15 protein-coding genes are annotated in these 19,006 nt (G+C 57.7%); 4 read left to right on the top strand and 11 right to left on the bottom strand.

Annotated features, from left to right (window positions below):
* Positions 1-152 precede the first annotated feature (152 nt).
* The gene (locus RHP74_RS05095; RefSeq protein ID WP_010463197.1) at positions 153-956 is read left to right on the top strand and encodes an IclR family transcriptional regulator; all 804 of its coding nucleotides are present in this window, start codon (positions 153-155) and stop codon (positions 954-956) included.
* Between the two features lie 52 nt (positions 957-1,008).
* Here the strand turns inward: RHP74_RS05095 and RHP74_RS05090 are convergent, their stop codons facing one another.
* The 9 genes from RHP74_RS05090 to RHP74_RS05050 form a co-directional block, all read right to left on the bottom strand.
* A complete protein-coding gene (locus RHP74_RS05090; RefSeq protein WP_311098142.1) occupies positions 1,009-4,506 on the bottom strand; it encodes a dermonecrotic toxin domain-containing protein in 3,498 nt (1,165 codons plus the stop codon).
* Between the two features lie 388 nt (positions 4,507-4,894).
* Entirely contained in the window at positions 4,895-7,450 is a 2,556-nt protein-coding gene (locus RHP74_RS05085) for a LuxR C-terminal-related transcriptional regulator (RefSeq protein WP_311098140.1), read from the bottom strand.
* 140 nt (positions 7,451-7,590) lie between these two features.
* Positions 7,591-8,958 (bottom strand): DUF1329 domain-containing protein, encoded by a 1,368-nt coding sequence (locus RHP74_RS05080; protein ID WP_311098138.1) that lies wholly within the window; start codon positions 8,956-8,958, stop codon positions 7,591-7,593.
* A 23-nt stretch (positions 8,959-8,981) separates the two neighbouring features.
* Positions 8,982-10,775 (bottom strand): DUF1302 domain-containing protein, encoded by a 1,794-nt coding sequence (locus tag RHP74_RS05075; RefSeq protein ID WP_042932362.1) that lies wholly within the window; start codon positions 10,773-10,775, stop codon positions 8,982-8,984.
* A gap of 541 nt (positions 10,776-11,316) precedes the next feature.
* Complete coding sequence (locus RHP74_RS05070; RefSeq protein ID WP_010463212.1) at positions 11,317-12,228, bottom strand: SDR family oxidoreductase; 912 nt, start codon at positions 12,226-12,228, stop codon at positions 11,317-11,319.
* 111 nt (positions 12,229-12,339) lie between these two features.
* The gene (locus tag RHP74_RS05065; RefSeq protein ID WP_154503155.1) at positions 12,340-13,242 is read right to left on the bottom strand and encodes an alpha/beta fold hydrolase; all 903 of its coding nucleotides are present in this window, start codon (positions 13,240-13,242) and stop codon (positions 12,340-12,342) included.
* The gene (locus RHP74_RS05060; protein WP_010463216.1) at positions 13,242-14,024 is read right to left on the bottom strand and encodes a class II aldolase/adducin family protein; all 783 of its coding nucleotides are present in this window, start codon (positions 14,022-14,024) and stop codon (positions 13,242-13,244) included. Before RHP74_RS05060 ends, RHP74_RS05065 begins: the two co-directional genes overlap by 1 nt.
* A 131-nt stretch (positions 14,025-14,155) precedes the next feature.
* Complete coding sequence (locus tag RHP74_RS05055; protein ID WP_010463218.1) at positions 14,156-14,842, bottom strand: LrgB family protein; 687 nt, start codon at positions 14,840-14,842, stop codon at positions 14,156-14,158.
* Complete coding sequence (locus RHP74_RS05050; protein ID WP_010463220.1) at positions 14,832-15,218, bottom strand: CidA/LrgA family protein; 387 nt, start codon at positions 15,216-15,218, stop codon at positions 14,832-14,834. The genes RHP74_RS05055 and RHP74_RS05050 overlap by 11 nt, the downstream gene beginning before the upstream one ends.
* A 96-nt stretch (positions 15,219-15,314) precedes the next feature.
* Between RHP74_RS05050 and RHP74_RS05045 the strand changes: the two genes are divergently transcribed.
* Positions 15,315-16,211, top strand: a complete 897-nt coding sequence (locus RHP74_RS05045) for a LysR family transcriptional regulator (RefSeq protein ID WP_311098134.1) — start codon at positions 15,315-15,317, stop codon at positions 16,209-16,211.
* On the opposite strand, the gene RHP74_RS05040 is transcribed toward RHP74_RS05045, so the two are convergent.
* A complete protein-coding gene (locus RHP74_RS05040; protein ID WP_311098132.1) occupies positions 16,192-16,647 on the bottom strand; it encodes a flavodoxin in 456 nt (151 codons plus the stop codon). The two genes, RHP74_RS05045 and RHP74_RS05040, sit on opposite strands and share 20 nt — an antisense overlap.
* A 99-nt stretch (positions 16,648-16,746) precedes the next feature.
* Between RHP74_RS05040 and RHP74_RS05035 the strand changes: the two genes are divergently transcribed.
* Together RHP74_RS05035 and RHP74_RS05030 are read left to right on the top strand one after the other, a co-directional pair.
* Positions 16,747-17,226: a PAS domain-containing protein gene (locus RHP74_RS05035; protein WP_154503143.1), complete on the top strand. Its 480-nt coding sequence runs from the start codon at positions 16,747-16,749 to the stop codon at positions 17,224-17,226.
* Positions 17,227-17,280: 54 nt separating this feature from the next.
* A complete protein-coding gene (locus RHP74_RS05030) occupies positions 17,281-17,886 on the top strand; it encodes a hypothetical protein (RefSeq protein ID WP_010463228.1) in 606 nt (201 codons plus the stop codon).
* A 2-nt stretch (positions 17,887-17,888) separates the two neighbouring features.
* Here the strand turns inward: RHP74_RS05030 and RHP74_RS05025 are convergent, their stop codons facing one another.
* Entirely contained in the window at positions 17,889-18,848 is a 960-nt protein-coding gene (locus tag RHP74_RS05025; RefSeq protein WP_102594611.1) for a MerR family transcriptional regulator, read from the bottom strand.
* Positions 18,849-19,006: the final 158 nt, after the last annotated feature.

Below are 19,006 nucleotides of genomic sequence, written 5' to 3'. Positions count from 1 at the left end.
CAGGGAGTAGGCAATGGCCTGTCGCTCTGCTGCAGAGGTCTCGGCACGCCAGGGTTATTTTTATCGTAATTCGATTACGCATAACGTAATTTGATTGGTATTGACCGTCAAGCTATAAAGACGCCCATTCGTCCCGGGATCACATCGCCTCCATGGAAACGCCGCGCAACAACGATAAGCAGAAAGTCCGCTCGGCCGAGGTCGGTACCGACATCCTCAAGGCCCTGGCCGAGTTGTCGCCCTCGACCTCATTGTCGCGCCTGGCCGAACACGTGCAGATGCCAGCGAGTAAGGTCCATCGTTATTTGCAGGCGCTGATCGCCAGCGGTTTTGCCGAACAAAACGCAGCAACCAACCACTACGGCCTGGGCCGTGAAGCCTTGCGCGTCGGCCTCGCCGCTCTCAACAGTATGGACGTGCTGAAAGTCGCCGCCCTGCCCTTGGCCGAGTTGCGCGATGAACTGAACGAAACCTGCTTTCTGGCGGTATGGGGCAATCAAGGCGCGACCGTGGTGCACATCGAACCGGCGGTGCGTGCGGTGACGGTGGTGACGCAATTGGGTTCGGTGCTGCCGTTGCTCAGTTCGTCCACCGGCCTGGTGTTTGGCGCGTTTCTACCCAAGCGCGAAACCGTGGACTTGCGCGATCAGGAACTGAAAGACACTGCCGACCACGCCTTGGCGAATGATCAGGCGTATGCGCAGTTGTGCGAACAGATCCGCGAACGTGGCCTGCATCATGTGCATGGGTTATTGATGCCGGGGGTGGACGCCTTGTCGGCACCGGTATTCAACGCGGTGGGGAACGTGGCGGCGGTCTTGACCATTGTCGGCCCGACCTCACTGTTTCACGCTGACGAAAACGGCCCGGCGGCGCAGCGATTGCTGGCGGCGACGCGGGCCGTGAGTTGGCGGATGGGGTATGAGACACCGCCGATGTCTGAAGATCGGAACTGATCAGCTCCGATCATTTATGCTCTGGATAACGCCTTGATGTGGGTCCCGACCATCAACCGATCACGCGGGTCGAACTCTCGGGGGTCCAGTGCGGCACAGCCACCGCAGTGACATAACTGATTCCAACCGGAACGCCCGTGACGGCCGAGAGCACGTCGGTCAGATCCCTGATTGTGGACAGCAGACCAAGTGCAGAGGCCGCCGATCCTACCGAAGCGACCTTACCCAGGTACATGAGGATTGCCCCACGCCATGCGGCAGCAAAATGCGCATTGGCGCCTGCAGAATCCCCATGGCTGGATGCAATGATGCCTTGCACGATCGAATGACTGATCTTCAACACACTGACGGCGAATCCCACCGGCGGGACAAAGATCGAGATCACATCCAATGCCACTTCGAGAAGAATCTTGGTCTCCTGCCAAAACGCTTCGACTGGCGTGGTGGTCAGGACATCCAGATCATCAAGTGCTCGATTAATCAGACTTTCGTACTCGGCCTTGAAGTTGTAGACCGGATGGGTTCCGCCCAACCCCGGTACTGGCAGCGAACCTTGCGGATCTCTGGACTTGCTGATGTAGGCGCCGACCCTGTCCAGTCCACGTAAACCGGCCAGACTCCGAAGATGCTCGCCCAAAAGTCGATCGTTCTGGATAGCCTTGGATAAATCACCGACCCAGATAAAGGACTTGCCAGGCGAATTCGGGATATAGGCAAACTTCACATGCCCCTCACCAAAAACGTACCCCCCCGCTATGCGGGCACCTTCAAGCCAGAATTCATAAACCCCTTCGCCAGGTTCACTGCCGGGTGAAACACCGTCTGGCGTCCTTGTGTCTCGATCCAGCCCCTTGATTGACTCGATCAGCCAATCATAATGCGCCGACGGCAACGTGCCATTGAGCTTTTGCGTCAGTGCCGCCCTGAACATCTCGTTTTTCTTGAGCTCCCGATACAGGTTTGCCCGCAGATCAATATCCGGCGTCCATAGAAAGTTTGATTTCAGATAATGGCTGTAATGCTTGCCTGGCATCAAGTCGATTAGCTGATTGAGCGTACTGGAATTCAGCTCAGTCATTGGCTCGCCCGTGTCCTTCCACCAGAACTCAGACACCCGGATACTGTCTCTAAGCGTATTCGATCCAGGCAGTAAGATTTTCTCGAACACATTCGTATCGCTGCGCCACAGATGCCAATTGATAAATAACTGTGTCAGCGTCATTGCGCCTTTATGAAACTTCACCATGACTCGATCAGGATCGATTCGGCGATCGCCCGCCCGGCCCAGATACTCATTCAAACGGTTCATGACCAATTCACGAGAAAACTTTTGAAAGCCCTCAATATGAAATATGTCTTTTGACGCGTTATAGATGGCCTTGAAGTCCGTGGTCAATCGATTGAACAGCCGGCGATCAGACGTAGGGGCGTTTCGGTACCAATGGGGCGTGACGGCCTTTTCTTCCGCGTCTTCCCAGTCAAGGACACTTTGAATACTGCCCTTTAACATTTCACTTTCAACCCAGGCAACAAGATTGACCTGGTCCCACCATGCTCTGCCCTGAATCCTCTCCCTCGGTTCACCACGCGGCCATTCCTTGCCGAACACTTCATGTTCCAGGTTATGCCGATCACTCACATGCACTTGGGTTCGAAGGTAGGTGCGTCCCTCTTCTTCAAGGGCCCACAACCCTATATACCGTTGCAGACTGTCCAGATCGGAGAATTCGTACCAGTCTTTATTCATCGGGGAGCCCGGTGCATAGAGCACGTACGTTTTGAGATTCGAGTCTCCTCCTTTCCTCCGGTAGACAATAAGATCCTTCAAGGGCTTGAAGTTATAGAAAGCGCTTAACGCAATCCCAGACGCTTCAATAGAGGGATCACCAAAGTTGTAACGCTGAACAATATCCTGCGCAGTCGAGGTGACGTGTTTTTGCAAGATGGCGCCGAACAGGGTCAAAGCCGTCTTTCGACCCAACACTTCCCGCATCGCTTCCTTGACGTTCTGCTGGCCATATACTCGCTGCCGTGCGGGGCTGTACGCCAGACGCAGATCCAGCGTTTCAATGGCTCGCATTATGTTTTCAGGCGTCAGTCTGGCGAGGTCATAGTTTTTCTCCAGCGTAATCGTGTAGCGCCCTGCCTGATCATGTGCCCCATACATGAACGCTTGGGTCAGTGTTTTCCGCTCAATGTGTTCTACCCGTTTACCATTCGCCATCCTGACCGAGTGCTGAATATTCACGAACACCGTGTCAGGATCGATTCGCTCGTCGGTTCCCGGCGAGATAAACGCCTCTACGGCCTGTCGGGCATAAGCTGCAAGAGTCACCACGTCCTTGGTCAACTCATGAAGCTGAATCTGGCTTTCAAGCAAGTTCTTCTCCAGACCGACATATAGCTGCTGATTGGTGACATAGGCCTTCTTAAACCACTCGGGCCGAGCGTTCTCCAGCATCGCCTTGATCAAGAGCACATTTCGCGCATTTTCAGAGCGTACAAATGTATCCATGGACAGAACAGAATCCAGCGGTACCCACGCCGCCTCGGTATGCGCGCCGACGGTCACTAATTTTCGTACTTGATAGATGACATCAAGACTTTGCCTCGCCAGCACGCCGTTATTGCAATGCTCAAACAGATCTTCAAGGATTCTCGCGTAGCGAATCGCTGGAACACTCGATACCAGAGCTCGCTCGTCCTCCGGCAGCCCCTGCAAAAGTTCGGTGCGGTTTGACGCATCGGATAACCGCTGTTGCAACGTTTTATGAAGGTCACTCACGGTGCCGAATTTTTCCAATCCACCGAATGGTGAATAAAGAACAACCTCTTGACTGACTGCTGGATTCAGTTCATTTGCAACAGCGCCAGAAAGAGAAATCACAAAGGTGGATGCCAGCGTCGAAAAAACCCCCTGTTGTTTTTCAACCGAAACGGCATAGCAGGTACTTGGCAGCCCCGAACCGATTAAACCATTGATGGTCGCGACGTCGCCTTTGGACACCAGATTCTCGCTGGCCGCCAGGTCCAGTTCGCGCCAGAAAAGTCGCGCCTGAAGAGTGCGCAACTCCTGTTTAGGCGACGGTAAAGGACGATTTTTACTATCAACCAGAGAGGATACGCGCCAATATTCACCTAATACGGAACTGCATTTCTCAGGCAGGTTTTGCATCAGTTCGGCGATCATTTTTCCGACGTTTGCCACATCCAGATATTTCAGCCTGAAGGTTTCTGCGCCGATATTATCCAGCTCATACATCCCATATATATCAGCAGTGTATTGGGGTGGCCTGCCGCGCTTTAAGCACTCAAAAAACACATCTAGCAGGTTGCCGGTGGGTTCCGCAGATGTTGGACTTGCACCCGAACGAAGATTTACAAAACGGCGTGCTATAGAGCCCTCTGAATCCATCTTCTGAAATTCGGTCGTCAGGACAACCTGAAGAACCGCCTTGAACGAAGGAATTTTCCTGAGTGCTTCGAGTAAATTGTTACGTGCTTCACGTACTTGTTCCAGCATTGCATTTGTTGCTTGCTCGTCTTGCATTAGAAATCTCGTTAGTTTGATCATAAAAAACGGCACGTTGCTGCCGATTAACTTGAGACCAAACTAAAACAGATCGCCTTATTATTAAAAACTCAAAAAATCTTTCAACATTTGTACAAGCAACTTAAACAAAGAAGCGACACATAAAGAAAAAACGAAATAGATGAAACCGTACCCCTCACAACAAAGCGACGCACTCAGCCACCGCTGAGTTTTACACTGTGACAACCGCCTCACCCCAAACTTCAATCAATCATTAAAACACCAGACCTTACATATAAGATGAAACATCTCCCAGTGCAATTTTTCCCAACCTGAAAACAACGTAAAACAGAACCGACTATTCTCACTCTGTGGGCGCCTCCCTCAATAAAACGTTTTGCACTCTTCAATCCAATAAACCGACACTCTTGGCTTTCGCAACCGCCTGAGTCCGGCGTTCCACGCCCAACTTCCCGTGAATTCTCCGTGCATGTGTTTTCACAGTATGCAAGGAGATAAACAACTGCTCGGCTATTTGTTGATTCGAATTGCCCAGAGCAATCAGCTTGAGCACCTCCACTTCACGCTGACTGAGCGGATTGACTTCACTCACCTGCAGATTTTTTTCCGAACGATCCCAACCATCATCCAGTACTGGCAGAAGATCAGGCTTTCGCAATTGCAACTCAACAAGCGCTTGGCGAAGCCCATGGTGCTCAGAAAGATTCAACCCTTTGCGCAACCAATCTCGGGCACCGACGCTGTCACCGTTCTGCCACGCGACTTCGGCTGCGCCGAACAGCAATTCGACCTCCAGCGCCAGCATGCCTGCGAGCTGCGATTGTTCGAGTGCCTCGGCGAAATGGCTCAGCGGGTCTTTGGCCTGGTGCAGGTCGACCTTTGCCAACACCAACAGATAATCGATCCGTGCGATCAACATCAGGGTCGCGGGAGGCGCCTGCCGTGCATGCGGGCCACGATAGTGGCGCAGTACTCGACTGAGCGCCTCATGGGCCAGTTCCGGGCGCCCCTGCTGTAGCCATAATTGACTGCTGATCTGCAATAGCACACCGCGGTAAACGGTGTCGGGAATCTGCCGTTGCTGCATCAAGCGCTCGGCATCGCGAAGATAGACAAATGCTTGGGCATAGTCGCGCTGATTGGCCGCCACCTGCGCCAAACCGAGGAAACCGTAAAGCACCCGTTTGTCGTGGTTGCGCATACAGATAGACAGCCCCGCTTCGAAACACGCAACAGCCTGCGTATCCAAGCCCTGGCACAAACTCAAGCGCCCACGGTGCAAGGCAATTCGCCCCAGCAGGGGTTCGGCAATCCGCTGCTGTTGAGTGAGCATGCTCTGAACGTTGGCGAGCAAATGGTCGGCTCGTTGAGGAGCACCACGTTGCTCCAGCAATTGCGCATGATCAAGTTCCAGCAGCCCTTCGAAAACCAGCGAGCCTTGCGCACGCGCCAGGCACAACGCATCGCGATTGATGGCTTGCGCCACTTCGAGCTCGCCCCTGAGCAGGGCCTGTTGCGTCAAACCCGACAGACACATCAAGCGCACAGGCCAGAGGTCAGGACCGAGCACATTCAGCGCATCGAGAAAATGCGCGCTTGAACTGTCCATCCGCCCTTGAAGATGCAGCAGCCAACCCTGCTGCGCCTGCCACCGTGCGATCAGTTGCCGCTGCAGAATCGCCGAGGGCTGCGGGATGAATCGTGACAACTGCTCGATGCAATCGGCGGCTTGCTCAAACCGCCCGGCAAACAACGACGCCGCCGTGATCAACCCGACCAGTTGCGGCGAACCGTACATCAGCGCGTCACCTTGTTGCTCGTACAACCGCAACAACAGCACGACGGTCTGCTCCTCGAATAAATGCTCGAAACTGAAATGCTGCAACAGGCTGACCGCGACCTCGAACTCTTCGGCCAGCAAGGCCTGTTCGAACGCAGCTTTCCAGTCCTGCTCGGCGGCAAACCACTGACAGGCACGGCGATGCCAGGAACGTCCGGCCGGCCATTGTTCATCGCGCATCAATTGCGTGAGTGGGGAGAAGATCTGCAGCCAGTCGGCGGAGTCCTGCCAGGGCTCGATAAAGCACCCCAGATCCTGCAACGTCTTCAGGCATTGCGCGCCCTCCCCTGCGCCAAACAGGTGATCGCACAGCCGAGCGTTGAAGCGTGGCAAATGCGCGAGTACCCGCCAGGCTTCCGTCAACTCCGGGGTCAGGCCGGAAAACAGTTCGTGCTCGAGGTAATCGAGCAATGTGTCAGGTCGGCTGTGATGCGGATCGTTGCGCGACCAGTCGCATTTTTGCAGCAGCGCAATGCGTACACCGGCGCACCAGCCACCACTGCGCTGGATAATCTTGCTGGCAGCGGTGCTGGCATCGGCCGGTGTCAGGTGGCGCAACAGCGAGGCAATCTCCGTTTGATTGAAGGCCAGCGTGGCGCGCTCGCATTCGTACAATTCATCATCGAGCAGCAACCGCGGCCAGTTGCATTGCGGGCGACGGCGGGCACCCAGCCACCAGGTCAGCGCCGGGCTGCTGACGGCCAGCATGCGATCCAGCAGTTGATCGAGTTCCGGGTTCGGAACGCGGCAATAGTCATCGAGAAACAGCCAGGTTGGCGCCTGCAATCGAGCCAGCGCACCGAGCATCGCCGGCTCTTCTGCCGAAGCCAGCCCCAGCGCTTCTGCCACTCGCTGACGAAAATCCACCGTGCTCATCGCTATGCCAGATAACGGCAACCAGCACACCCGGCATGGCGGCGGCGCCTGTAAAAGGCAGTCGGCGAGCAGCGCAGTCTTGCCACTGCCGGCGGGCGCGCAGAGTAATTTCACCCGGGACGTGGACGCTAGCAAGGGACCGGTCAATCGATCACGCGACAGGTGATGAGAGGACAGACGGGGCAGGAATCCAGAACGGTCAAGACACGGGGTCATGGCGGTCATTGCGGCGTGCCTATTTATAATTGTCCGGCAACCCTAGCCCTCTCCAACCCGCTTGTTGAGAAGTATTCAGAACGCTGATTGGCAGCCATAAAAAAGGCGACCCACCGGTCGCCTTCTGCACTGCGAATGTATCAACGCCCTTACCGGACGCCCTCGGCACGCAACGCCGATGGCGTGTAGTCCGCCGCCTTGGCTTCGAAGCCGAATTCAAAGCTGTGCTTCTCTTCGTTCTTCATCCCCAGCGCAATGTATCGACCGGCAATGATGTCGTAGAGCGCTTCCAGTGTGTACGCCTGGGTCTGGTGATCGTAGTAATACTGGGCGTGCCCCTCGGCCACTCGCCACAGTTGACCGCGACCGTCGTAGTGATCCACCAGCGCCACTTGCCAGCTGTCTTCGTCGATGTACATGTGGCGTTTGGCGTAAATGTGCCGCTCGTTCGGCTTGACCGTGCCGATCACTTCCCAGACCCGGTGCAGCTCATAGCGGGTCAGGTCCTGGTTGATGTGACCGGCCTTGATGATGTCGTCGTACTTGAGACTTGGCGAGTCGAGTTTGTAGCTGTTGTAGGGGATGTACATTTCCTTCTTGCCGACCAGTTTCCAGTCGTAGCGATCCGGCGCGCCGGAGAACATGTCGAAGTTGTCGGATGTGCGCAGGCCGTCAGCGGCAGTGCCCGGCCCGTCGTAGGCGACTTGCGGGGCGCGGCGCACGCGACGTTGGCCGGCGTTGTAGACCCATGCCAGGCGTGGTTCTTTCACCTGATCGAGGGTTTCGTGCACCAGCAGCACGTTCCCCGCCAGACGCGCCGGTGCCGTTACCGACTGCTTGAAAAAGGTCAGCACGTTGGCGGCTTTTTCCGGGTCCAGGTCCTTCATCAATTGCGGAACGGCGATCTCTTCCTCAAAGCGGATCGGCGTGTAGCTGCCGTTGGTCTGCGGCGTCACCTGGGTAATGATGCGGCGCAGGTTACCGCCGTGATATCGGGTGATGTGGTTCCACAACACTTCCACGCCGTTCTTCGGAATCGGGAACGCGTAGTAGCGGTTGCCAGTGAAGTTGGCCAGGCCGTTACCGTCGTTGATGCTGTTCACGTTCAGCGCGCTGCGCTTGGCCGACTCGTAGATTTCCGGTGGCACGGCCACGGTGCGGTGACTCGGGTAGACCGGGATCTTGTACGTTTCCGGGTAGCGCTTGAACATCGCCACCTGGCCTTCCGAGAGTTTGTCCTTGTACTTGTCGACGTTGGCGGGGGTGATCACGAACAGCGGTTTTTCGCTGGCGAACGGGTCAGCCAGGAAGCCTTTGCTGTCCACCGCACCGGCGTTTTTCGGGATGCCACCGGTCCATGCCGGGATCGAACCGTCGGCGTTACCGGCCTTCTCGGCGCCGAGCGGCGTGAGGGAGGTACCGAGCTTGTTCGCTTCGTCCGGCGACACCGCCGCCATCACGTTGGCCGCCAGCAGGCTCAAGGCCAGGGCGCCGCATTGCAGAATCATCTTGCGCATCAAATTCATCCTTCTCAGCCAGATCAGAAGTTCACGCCGAAGCTCAGTGCCAGGAAATCGCGGTCTTCCAGGGTGTTGTAGTCACCACCGAAGAAATCGGTGTAACTCAGGCTCGCGGTATAGGTGTTGCGGTAGTCGGCATCGACACCGACGCTGACGGCCTTGGCGCCTTCGTTGAACAGCCCGTTGGGGCCATAACCCGCGACGTCATGGGACCAGGACAGGTTGGGCTTGAGGTTGATCCCGCCGATCACGTTGGCGTAATCGAGGATCGCCCGGGCACGGTAGCCCCAGGAGGTCGAGGTGACGAAACCGTCGGTATCGCCGCCGAAACCATACTGGCCGTACACCGAGTCGCGGCCGTAACGCAGGTTGCTGCGCGACTCCAGGCCACCGACGTGAACCACCGCCGCTTCGCCGACCAGGGTCAAGCGCTGGGCACCCCACACTTGATCGTAGAATTGCGTGAGGGTGCTCTGGATCTGCGTGATTTCCTTGCGGCGATAGCCTTTATTGTCAGCGCCCGGGGTGGTGGCGATCGGTGATGCAGCGCCACCGGCAATCGGGTTGAGCAAGGCCAGGGTCAGGTCGTTGGTGCTGACCTGCACGGGTGCATTCGGCCGATAGCTGATCTCGCCGCTCCACGCGGTGCCGGTCGGCAAGGTAGTGGAGAAGCTCGCGCCGTAAAGGCGAATGTCTTCCGGGTATTCGAGGTAGTACTGACCGCGCCCCAGCATCACGCTTTGCGCCAGCCCCGCACCGCTGCCCGGCGCCAGACGGTTGGCCACACTCACCATCCCCGGCAGGCTGGCCAGTGTCGACAGGCCGGCCGTGGTGGTGCCGACCGTCGGCGTGCGGCTGTGGTAGTTCATGAAATACAGGCCGTACTCGGTGTCGTCACCGAGCCAGCGCAATGCTGTGCCCCACTGCCCGGAATCCCGCGCATCACGGTCGCCACCCCGGGGAACGACCACGCCCTCGCGGGTCACCTGGAGTGGCTGACCGAAAGCCGATGCCAAGGGCGCCAAGGGTGCAATCGCCGGACTGCCGACGGTGTAATTGTTGTTGCAACCATCCGCCACCACGTCGTTGCCGAAGAAGGTGCCGCAGTTGTCGACGACGGTCTGGTCCCACTCCAGTTGATAGAAACCTTCCACCGAGAGCTGATCAGTCAGGCCCTGGGAGGCGAACAGCATGTTCACCGGAATCAGCCCTTCCTTGATCTCGGCGCCCGGCCGACGGAACGCTGAGACGTCGATCGGGTTGATGCTGTTGATCGAGTTACCGATGAAGGTACTTTCACCCCAACTCACCACCTGCTTGCCGGCGCGCACGGTGCCCGGCAGATCGGCGATGGAATAGTTGTGATAAACGAAGGCATCGAGAATCTGCGCACCGGAGGACTTGGCGCCTTCCTTGCGGCCACTGTCGCTGATCGGCTTGAACTCGCGGTCTTCGTCCTTCAGCTCGAAGTCGTACCAGTACTTGCCACGGACGAAGACGCCGGTGTCACCGTATTTCAATTCGAGGTCGTGCAGGCCCTTGAAGATCTTGGAGAAGGTTTCGCCTTTCTTGAAGTTCAGCCGGCCGTCATCACCGGTCGAAGACTGACCGGTCCCGCCGTTGACGGTGCCCACCAAAGATCTATCGGCATCGCGCATGCCCCAACTCGCGCCGACGGACAGCGAGGAGTCGAACGTACCCTCGATTTCGCCAATGTTGAACGCAACAGCCTGCGCCTGGGCACAGCAGCCCAAGGCAACCGCAGCGGCCAGCGCTTGCGGTGTGAAGATGGCGCGCATTGTTGTTTTTGTCATGCGTCTTCCCCGGTGAGTGACAGAAGGCCCCACCCTACTGCCGCACGTTGGGAGCGATAAGCGCACCAAGGAGGTATTCGTGGTGTACCTCTAAAGGATGAATAGCCGGATGGGACGGGGGTTTGCGTCGGGTATGGATGGGCTGGATGGGGGACTATCAGCAGAATGCATGGCAGCAGCTGCTACAGGGGACGTGGCGCGTCGGACTATTGCTCAGACTGCAACAGTGCATGTCGTGAATCGCTGTTTTTCCTTTCAGCTCAACGGCTTATTCTTGCCGGGCTTTCACGGCAAACCGCCAGAAAGCAGGAAACGATGGCGCGTGTTCAGTCCACGCCATTGGCGACAGAATCCAGATGAATCGACGCTTTTTCGATTGATCGCCCTGTGTTCACTGACGTTGATTTGTAGCTCCTTGATCCAACGTCTTGCTTTGGCCGCTGCGTTTGCAGCGGCCTTTTTTATGGGCGAGGGTTTTGTGACGAGGGGAAAATCGGGGGACTTGGCAGGACTCAGGCAAGCCCCGCGCAATACATCAACGTCAAATCGAATACCTCTGCAAATTCCCCATCATCTCCTTCAGCGCCTCAATATTGTCCTTCGGATGCGCCGCCCCTTCGAAATCACAAATCTGCTCCCACTGCGCCGCCACATCCTCCGGCGAGAAGCCCACCCGCGGATCAAATCCGGCGCCCAGGCTGCGTTCCCAGCGCACCTTGCCCATCCAGCCGCCACCGACTTCGAACAACCCGGACGTTTCCTGGCAGTTTTCACTGGCCAGGTACACCACCAACGGGCTCACCAGTTCCGGCTTGAGTTGCTCGAACACTTGCGGCGGAATCAGGCCTTCGGTCATGCGGGTGCCACCCGTCGGTGCGATGGCATTGACCAGGATGTTGTTCTTGCGACCTTCGATGGCGAGTGTGCGGGTCAGGCCGTAGAGGCCAAGCTTGGCCATGCCGTAGTTGGACTGACCGAAATTGCCGTAGATGCCCGAGGTGGATGCGGTGAAGATCACGCGGCCGTAGTTTTGCTCGCGCATGTGCGGCCAGGCGGCGCGGGTGACTTTGTAGGCGCCTTCGACGTGAACGCGGTAAACCAGGTCCCAGTCGGCGTCGTCCATTTTGTGGAAGGTCTTGTCGCGCAGGATCCCGGCGTTATTGACCACGACATCAATGCGGCCGAAGGCGTCGAGGGCATGCTGGACGATTTTGTCGCCATCGGTAACGGAGTCGTGGTTGGCTTCGGCGATGCCGCCCGCCTCACGAATTTCCGCCACTACGCGGTCGGCTGCCGAGGCGTTGGCGCCTTCCCCTTGCGCCGAGCCGCCGAGATCATTGACCAGCACTTTGGCGCCCTGTTTGGCGAACAGCAGCGCGTGAGCCCGGCCCAGGCCGCCGCCGGCCCCCGTGACGATCACAACTTTATCTTCGAAGCGCACAGACTCATTCATGGGGGGAACTCCAGCAGACCAGGGACAATACGTCCGAGTGTCATGCACCACGCTGCTGGTCACAATAAACACAGGTAAAGCTGAATAGTGCTTGATAAGGCTGGGGGATAGTCAGGAACAGGCCGCCCTGCGCGGCGGAGAAACCAGCCGATCCCGAAACGCCTGATAATGCTTGAGCACCTGCGCCGGCGCTTCAGTCTGCGGGTAATGGCCAATATCAGGCAGCAGCACCGTGTCCGGGTTGGGGACCAGTTCCCGATAGCGCTTGACCATGTGCGCACCGGAAATCGGATCGACTTCACCATCGATGACCCGCAGCGGAACCTCGCCACGCTGCATGGCGCTGACCCAACGCTCGCGCTGAACACGCCGCTCAGGAATATAAGCGATGAGCTTATGCATGATTCGCGGGCCGTGATTGCTGTCGATCAGGCCCCAGAAATCGTCCATCTCGCTTTCGGTGGGTCGAGTGTGCGGACCAAATATCTGCCGGAAACTTTTCACCAGTCCGTCGCGGGTAAAAGCTCTCCCGATCATCCAGCCCAAGGGGCTGAGCAACAGTTTTTGCATCAACACCGGGCGATGGGTTTCAGGAAACAGGCCGCCGTTGAGGAAAACACAACTGGCGATATCGACGCGCGTCTCGTAATGCCGGGCCAACAGCTCCTGAGCCACGCTGTCGCCATAATCGTGGGCCAACACATGCACCGGCTGTTCGACGTTCAGGTGCGCGAGCAACGCCTGTTGCAGATCGGCCTGCTCCAACAGGCTGTATTCATGGTTGACCGGTTTGGCCGAGTCGCCGAAGCCGAGCATGTCGCAGGCAATTACCCGATAGCGCTGCGCCAGCGGTTGCCACAAGTAATGCCAGTCCCAACTGGCAGTCGGGAAACCATGGATGAGCAGCAACGGCTCACCCTGCCCCGCCGTCCAGTAATGGATGGTCTGGCCACGGAATACGAACGTCTGGCCGCGCTTTCGCCAGACACACAGGGGGATCTCGGCAAGTGCCATTAGAATTTATAACCCGGGTCTAGTTGATCGAGTTTGCGCAGCAACGCCGGCCAGGCCAACGCGCCGCCCATCCCTTGAGCACTTTTGGTCACGCCGGCAATCATCGCCTTGGCGCCCGCCAGAATCTGCGGCTCGATAGCAATCAGCTCGGCGCCACCATTCTGCGCCAGCACCTGGATATCGCAGGCGCGCTGAAAGGTGAACATCATCAGGAACGTGTCGGCGATGGTGCTGCCACAGGTCAGCAGGCCGTGGTTGTGCAGCATCAGGAAATTGTTTTCACCCAGGTCGGCTTGCAGGCGCGCCTTCTCTTCATGGTTCAGGGCAACGCCTTCGTAGGCGTGATACGCAAGGCTGGACAGCACAAACAATGACTGCTGACTGATCGGCAGAATGCCCTGCTTCTGTGCCGACACCGCCACACCCGCAGCGGTGTGAGTGTGCAACACGCACACCACATCGTGACGCACTTCATGCACGGCGCTGTGAATGGTGTAACCCGCCGGGTTGATTTCATAAGGGCTGTCCATCAGCTTGTTGCCGGCCTGATCGACCTTGACCAGGCTCGACGCAGTGATCTCGTGAAACATCAGCCCGAACGGGTTGATCAGGAAATCTTCGGTGCCCGGCACCTTGGCCGAGATATGCGTAAAGATCAGATCGTCCCAACCATGCGAGGCAACCAGACGATAACAGGCCGCCAGGTCGACGCGGGTCTGCCACTCGGCGGCACTGACCTGGTCTTTGACACTCTGGGGGGATTGGACGGGAGCAACTTTCACGGCAAGGACCTCCTGTTCTTATAGTTTTACTGTCGTTACCGCAGTCTAGTCGCCCCCGGATTTCGCGTAGTTGCATTGGCAGCCAGCTTGGTGGCCTAACGAGTCAGTTCAGGAAAAAGACTGGATCCATGTCAAAGGACCGCCGCCAACAAGGGGGCGGCAAACAGGTTCAAAAGCCCTGTCAGCACCATGACCAGCCCCGCGACCGAGCCTTCCTCACCGCCCACTTCATGGGCCCGACTGACACCGGCACCGTGCGCGCCGACGCCAAACAACGCACCGCGCGCAAGGGCGCTGCGCAACGGCAGCCACTTCAGCAGAATGCCGCCGAGCATCGCCCCGAACACGCCAGTGAACATCACGAACACCGCCGTCAGTTCCGGCACGCCACCGAGGTCGTGAGCCAGCGGCATGGCAAACGGCGTGGTGATGGAGCGTGGCACCAGCGACATCGTCACCGAACTGTCCAGCGCCAGCGCCTTGGCCAGACCGAACGAGGTGCCGATGGACGCCGCACTGCCCGCCAGCATTCCGAGCAACAACGCCGACCAATACCGCATCAGCATCTGCCGCTGTTGCCAGATCGGCACGGCGAACGCGACGGTCACCGGCCCCAGCACCCACATCAGCCAATGGGTGTTGCTCGAATACTCCGAGTACGCGGTATGCAGCGGCACAGCGAGGGCCAGCAGCAGCGCCGGAACCAGAATCAGCGGCGACAGCAGATAACGCCCGGTGCGCCGGTAGATCCAGCGACTGAATAAATAGGCCGACAGCGTGAAGGCCAGCCAGAACATCGGCATCAGCTCAAGCTTCATGGGACCTCCGCAACCGCACCACCCCTTCCACGGTAAACGCGGTGACCAGCATCACCATCAGCGTACTCACGCCGATCACCAGCAGAATCCGCCAACCGTCGTCGCGCATCAGGCTGCCGTAATCGAGCAGGCTCATCAGCGCAGGAATAAAAAACAGCAGCATCTCGGCCATCAACAGGCCGGCCCCCATTTGCAACGCCGCCGGTTTGATCCCGCCAACCGCGAAAGCCAGCAGCAACAGCGCCATGCCGATGACGCCACCCGGGATCGGCCAAGCCAACCCCGCGGCAATTTCGCAGCCGAGCAGGTAGATGCCGAGCAGCACGGCCAGTTCAGCGGTCAATCGAGCCAGGCGTTTGAAGATGGATGAATTCATGGTTTCGGTCCTCACAGATGCTCATTTTACGGAGCGGGCTGCTATCCCCGAAACGAATTGTTAGACTCGGCTCTATTCCAATCTGGAATCAGGCGCATGGAATTCAAGCAGCTACGCAGCTTCGTCGAAGTGATGCACCAAGGGGGTTTTACCCAAGCCGCCAAGACTCTGCACATCAGCCAATCGGCGGTGAGCAAGCAAGTCGCCCAGCTGGAACAAAGCCTGGGCACACAGCTGCTCGAACGTTTGGGGTCGCAGCTGCGCCTGACCGCCGCCGGCAGCGTGGTGCTGCAACGGGCCGAAGGCATGCTGCGGCTGCGCAACGAGTTGCTCAGCGAGCTGGACGATTTGAGCCAACTGGCTCGCGGGGAATTGCGTCTGGGACTGCCACTGTTGGGCAGTGATGCGCTGTTCGCCGGGCTGTTTGCCGAGTACCGGCGGCGCTACCCGAACATCAGCATTCAGTTACTGGAGGGCGGTAGCCTGAACATCGAACAGGCGGTGTTGAGTGGTGAGCTCGAACTCGGTGGCAGTCTGTTGCCGAAGGATCCGCAGTTCGCCTTTCAGCCTTTCTGCGATGAGCCGCTGGATGCGCTGCTGCCCGCCGATCATCCGCTGGCGACCAAGACGGTGATCGGACTGGAGGAATTGGCCGATACGCCGTTTCTGCTGTATCAGCGCAGCTTCGTGCTCAACGACCGGTTGCTGCAGGCTTGTCATCAGCTGGGGTTCACACCCAAGGAAGGTGGGCGCAGCGGCCAGGCGGATTTTCTTGCCGCACTGGTGGCCGCCGGCCAAGGCGTGGTGCTGCTGCCCAGCGTGGTGGCGCGTGGGCTGGTGCGGCCAGGCGTGGTGCGCCTGACCTTGAATGCCCCGGATTCGTTACGCTGGGACATTGCCTTTATCTGGCGGCAGGGGGCGTACTTGTCGAAGGCTGCACAAGCCTGGCTTGCCCTGCTGCGCGAGCGGCCGGTCAGCTCCGCAGCACCCTGATCAACTCGGCCAGCCAAGGCTCGGCATCGGTTTCCGGAGTCACACTTTCGCTGGCGTCCAGACGCAACATCGGCAGCACTTCACGCAGGCCCAGTTCGGCGAACAACTCACACATCTGCTCGCCGCCGCCGCAGAACGTATCGCCGTAACTTGCATCGCCCAAGCCGATCACCGCTCCCGGCAAACCGCGCCAGGCAGCAGGTAATTGGTCACGGATCATCGAATACAGGGGTTGCAGGTTATCCGGCAATTCACCCATGCCGGTGGTCGACGTCACCGCCAGAAATGCTTCCGGGCCGAAGGCCTGGACATCGGCCAGTGTCGCGCGCGGGTTGTGCCAGGTTTCGAAACCCGCGCCGTTTAAAAGAGAGGCGGCGTGGCGGGCAACTTCTTCTGCCGTGCCGTACACCGAGCCGGAAATGATGGCAACTTTCATCAATCGATCCTGAAGCTGTAAAAGACACAGATATTAACAGCACGGGCTCGTTTGATCTTTTAGAATGCAAATCCCTATCAATACGGAAAGGATTCTCCGATGATCAACGCTCAACTGTTGCAAATGGTAATCAACGCCTCCAACGACGGCATAGTGATTGCCGAAAAGGAAGGTGACCAGGACAACATCCTGATTTACGTAAACCCGGCGTTCGAGCGGCTGACGGGTTACACCAGCGAAGAAATTCTTTACCAGGATTGCCGTTTCCTGCAGGCCGGTGACCGGGATCAAAAAGAAGCCCTCACCGCGATTCGCAAAGCGTTGACCCTTGGCGGTTCCTGCCGGGAAATCCTGAGAAACTACCGAAAGGACGGCACCCCGTTCTGGAATGAACTGTCCCTTTCTACAGTGAAGAACGAGAGCGATGAGCAAACTTATTTTATAGGCGTGCAGAAAGACGTTACGGTGCAGGTCAAGGCACAGCAGCGAGTTGCGCAACTGGAAGCACAATTGGCTGAGATGCAGGCAGAGCTTGCCGCGCTGAAAGCGACGAACGGTAAAAACAAAACAGCGAATTAATGGTCATTAACTACAATCACCGATGACTTTGTAACTATTCCTTTCGAGCAAGCCATGCAACGCGACGCACTCCTGACACAGGATGAGCTGGATTTCATCCAGACCATGCAACACAACCCCCAGCTCAATGTGCGGGATGCGACGTCGAGTCTGCTCGTCAACGGTGGATCTCAAATCCGTGATTTGCTCACGCGCCTGGCTGCCCATGAGCAAGTCACCATCCAGGCCAATTTCGAAAACCAGCAAATGACCTTTCCGCTGCACCTGGTGGAAGACGAATTTCATGCGCTGCATTTGCGTCTGGGCGTGCCGAGTATTTATGAAGACGGGCCAATGGTACGACCATGGCGCCTGACGCTTGAAGAGCCGGTGGCGCTGGAAAATGCCAAAGGCCAGCCCGGCACGATGTGGGTGCATGAAATATCGTTCAAAGGGGTTTTGCTGGAAGTTCGCAACAAGACCAAACCGCCCAAACACTTCGCGTTGTGGTTCAGTCCGTCAGGCTATGAGCGGATTGCATTGCGCGGCACCTTCGAGCGTGAAACCGAGCAAGGTTTCTACGCTTACGAATTAAGCCAGAGCGACAAGGATGAGACCGAACGTCTGCGTCAGTACATCCTTCAGCAACATCGTCTGACACATCCCGCCCTGCACATCTGATCTCAGGTATCCAGGTTTCCTGCCAGGAACTGTTTCAAACGCTGACGCATCACCATCCCCTCATTTCCCAGACAACCGATCGACGATCCGGCCAGGCTGTCCTGTGCCAGGTCCGACGCATCGCCAGCCAGCAGCAACTGACAATCCAGGCTCAAGGCCAGTCGATTCAGACGTCGAGGCAACTCGGGGGCCGGCGCGTGGTTGGACACCAGCACCAGTGCCGTGGGCTTGATACGCTCGCAAACCAGGGTCAACTCGTCGAAGGGCTGACCGATCGACAGCAGTTGAATAGCCGAGTCGACACTGCTCAGGTACAGCGCCGTGACCAGCACTTCGAGTTCATGAGCCTGATCGGCCAAGGCGCAGACAATCACGCGTCGAGGCTGCATGACGCGCACCAGCAACATGCGCTGCAACACACGAGAACGCAGGAAACCATCCAGAAACAGCCATTCGCTGGTCTGACCGAACGCGTGATGGCGCTGCAGCATCAGCTTCCAGATCGGCATCAGGATGTCCTGGAACACCACGGTCAGGGGGTAACTGGAAAAAATCTGTCCATAGACTTGCTCCAGCTTAACCTCGTCAAACGCCGTCACCGCCACCTGAACCTCCTGCTGCCACTGGGCGTAGTCAGCCTGAACGAGTTCGTCGGGAATGATTTTCGCCAGGGCTTTTAGCGGCTCGGTCTTGGCCAGTATCTTGCCGACCTTGCTGACCGCGACGCCGCGATCAATCCAGCCGAGAATGCTGCGGACCTTTTCGATATCCGCCATCGAGTACAGCCGATGCCCGCTTTCGGTGCGTGTGGGCTGAATCAGGCCATATCGTCGCTCCCATGCCCGCAACGTAACGGGGTTGATTCCCGTCAGGCGCGCTACTTCACGGATGGGAAACAGCTCTTCCTGTTCCAGTGCAGCTCCTCGCTGCAAATCTGGGACACCTTCAGTCAGGACAGGCATGTGGCAATTGAAGTCCGCGCGCAAAATTGGATCCCATTCTAACTCTTCCACCCCATGCTTGTTCAAGACTGATAAACGACGAATGTCGCTGGCGTATCCGTCAGAATCAGGAATAATCCTTGCTTGTCTCAAGACGCAGCCCATCACCCCGGCGCTGC

Origin of the sequence: Pseudomonas sp. SG20052, assembly GCF_031766055.1 — a bacterium.
GTDB classification, from domain to species: domain Bacteria; phylum Pseudomonadota; class Gammaproteobacteria; order Pseudomonadales; family Pseudomonadaceae; genus Aquipseudomonas; species Aquipseudomonas mandelii.
The sequence above is the reverse complement of the archived record's forward strand: the minus strand, read 5'-3'. Positions and strand labels throughout refer to the sequence as shown.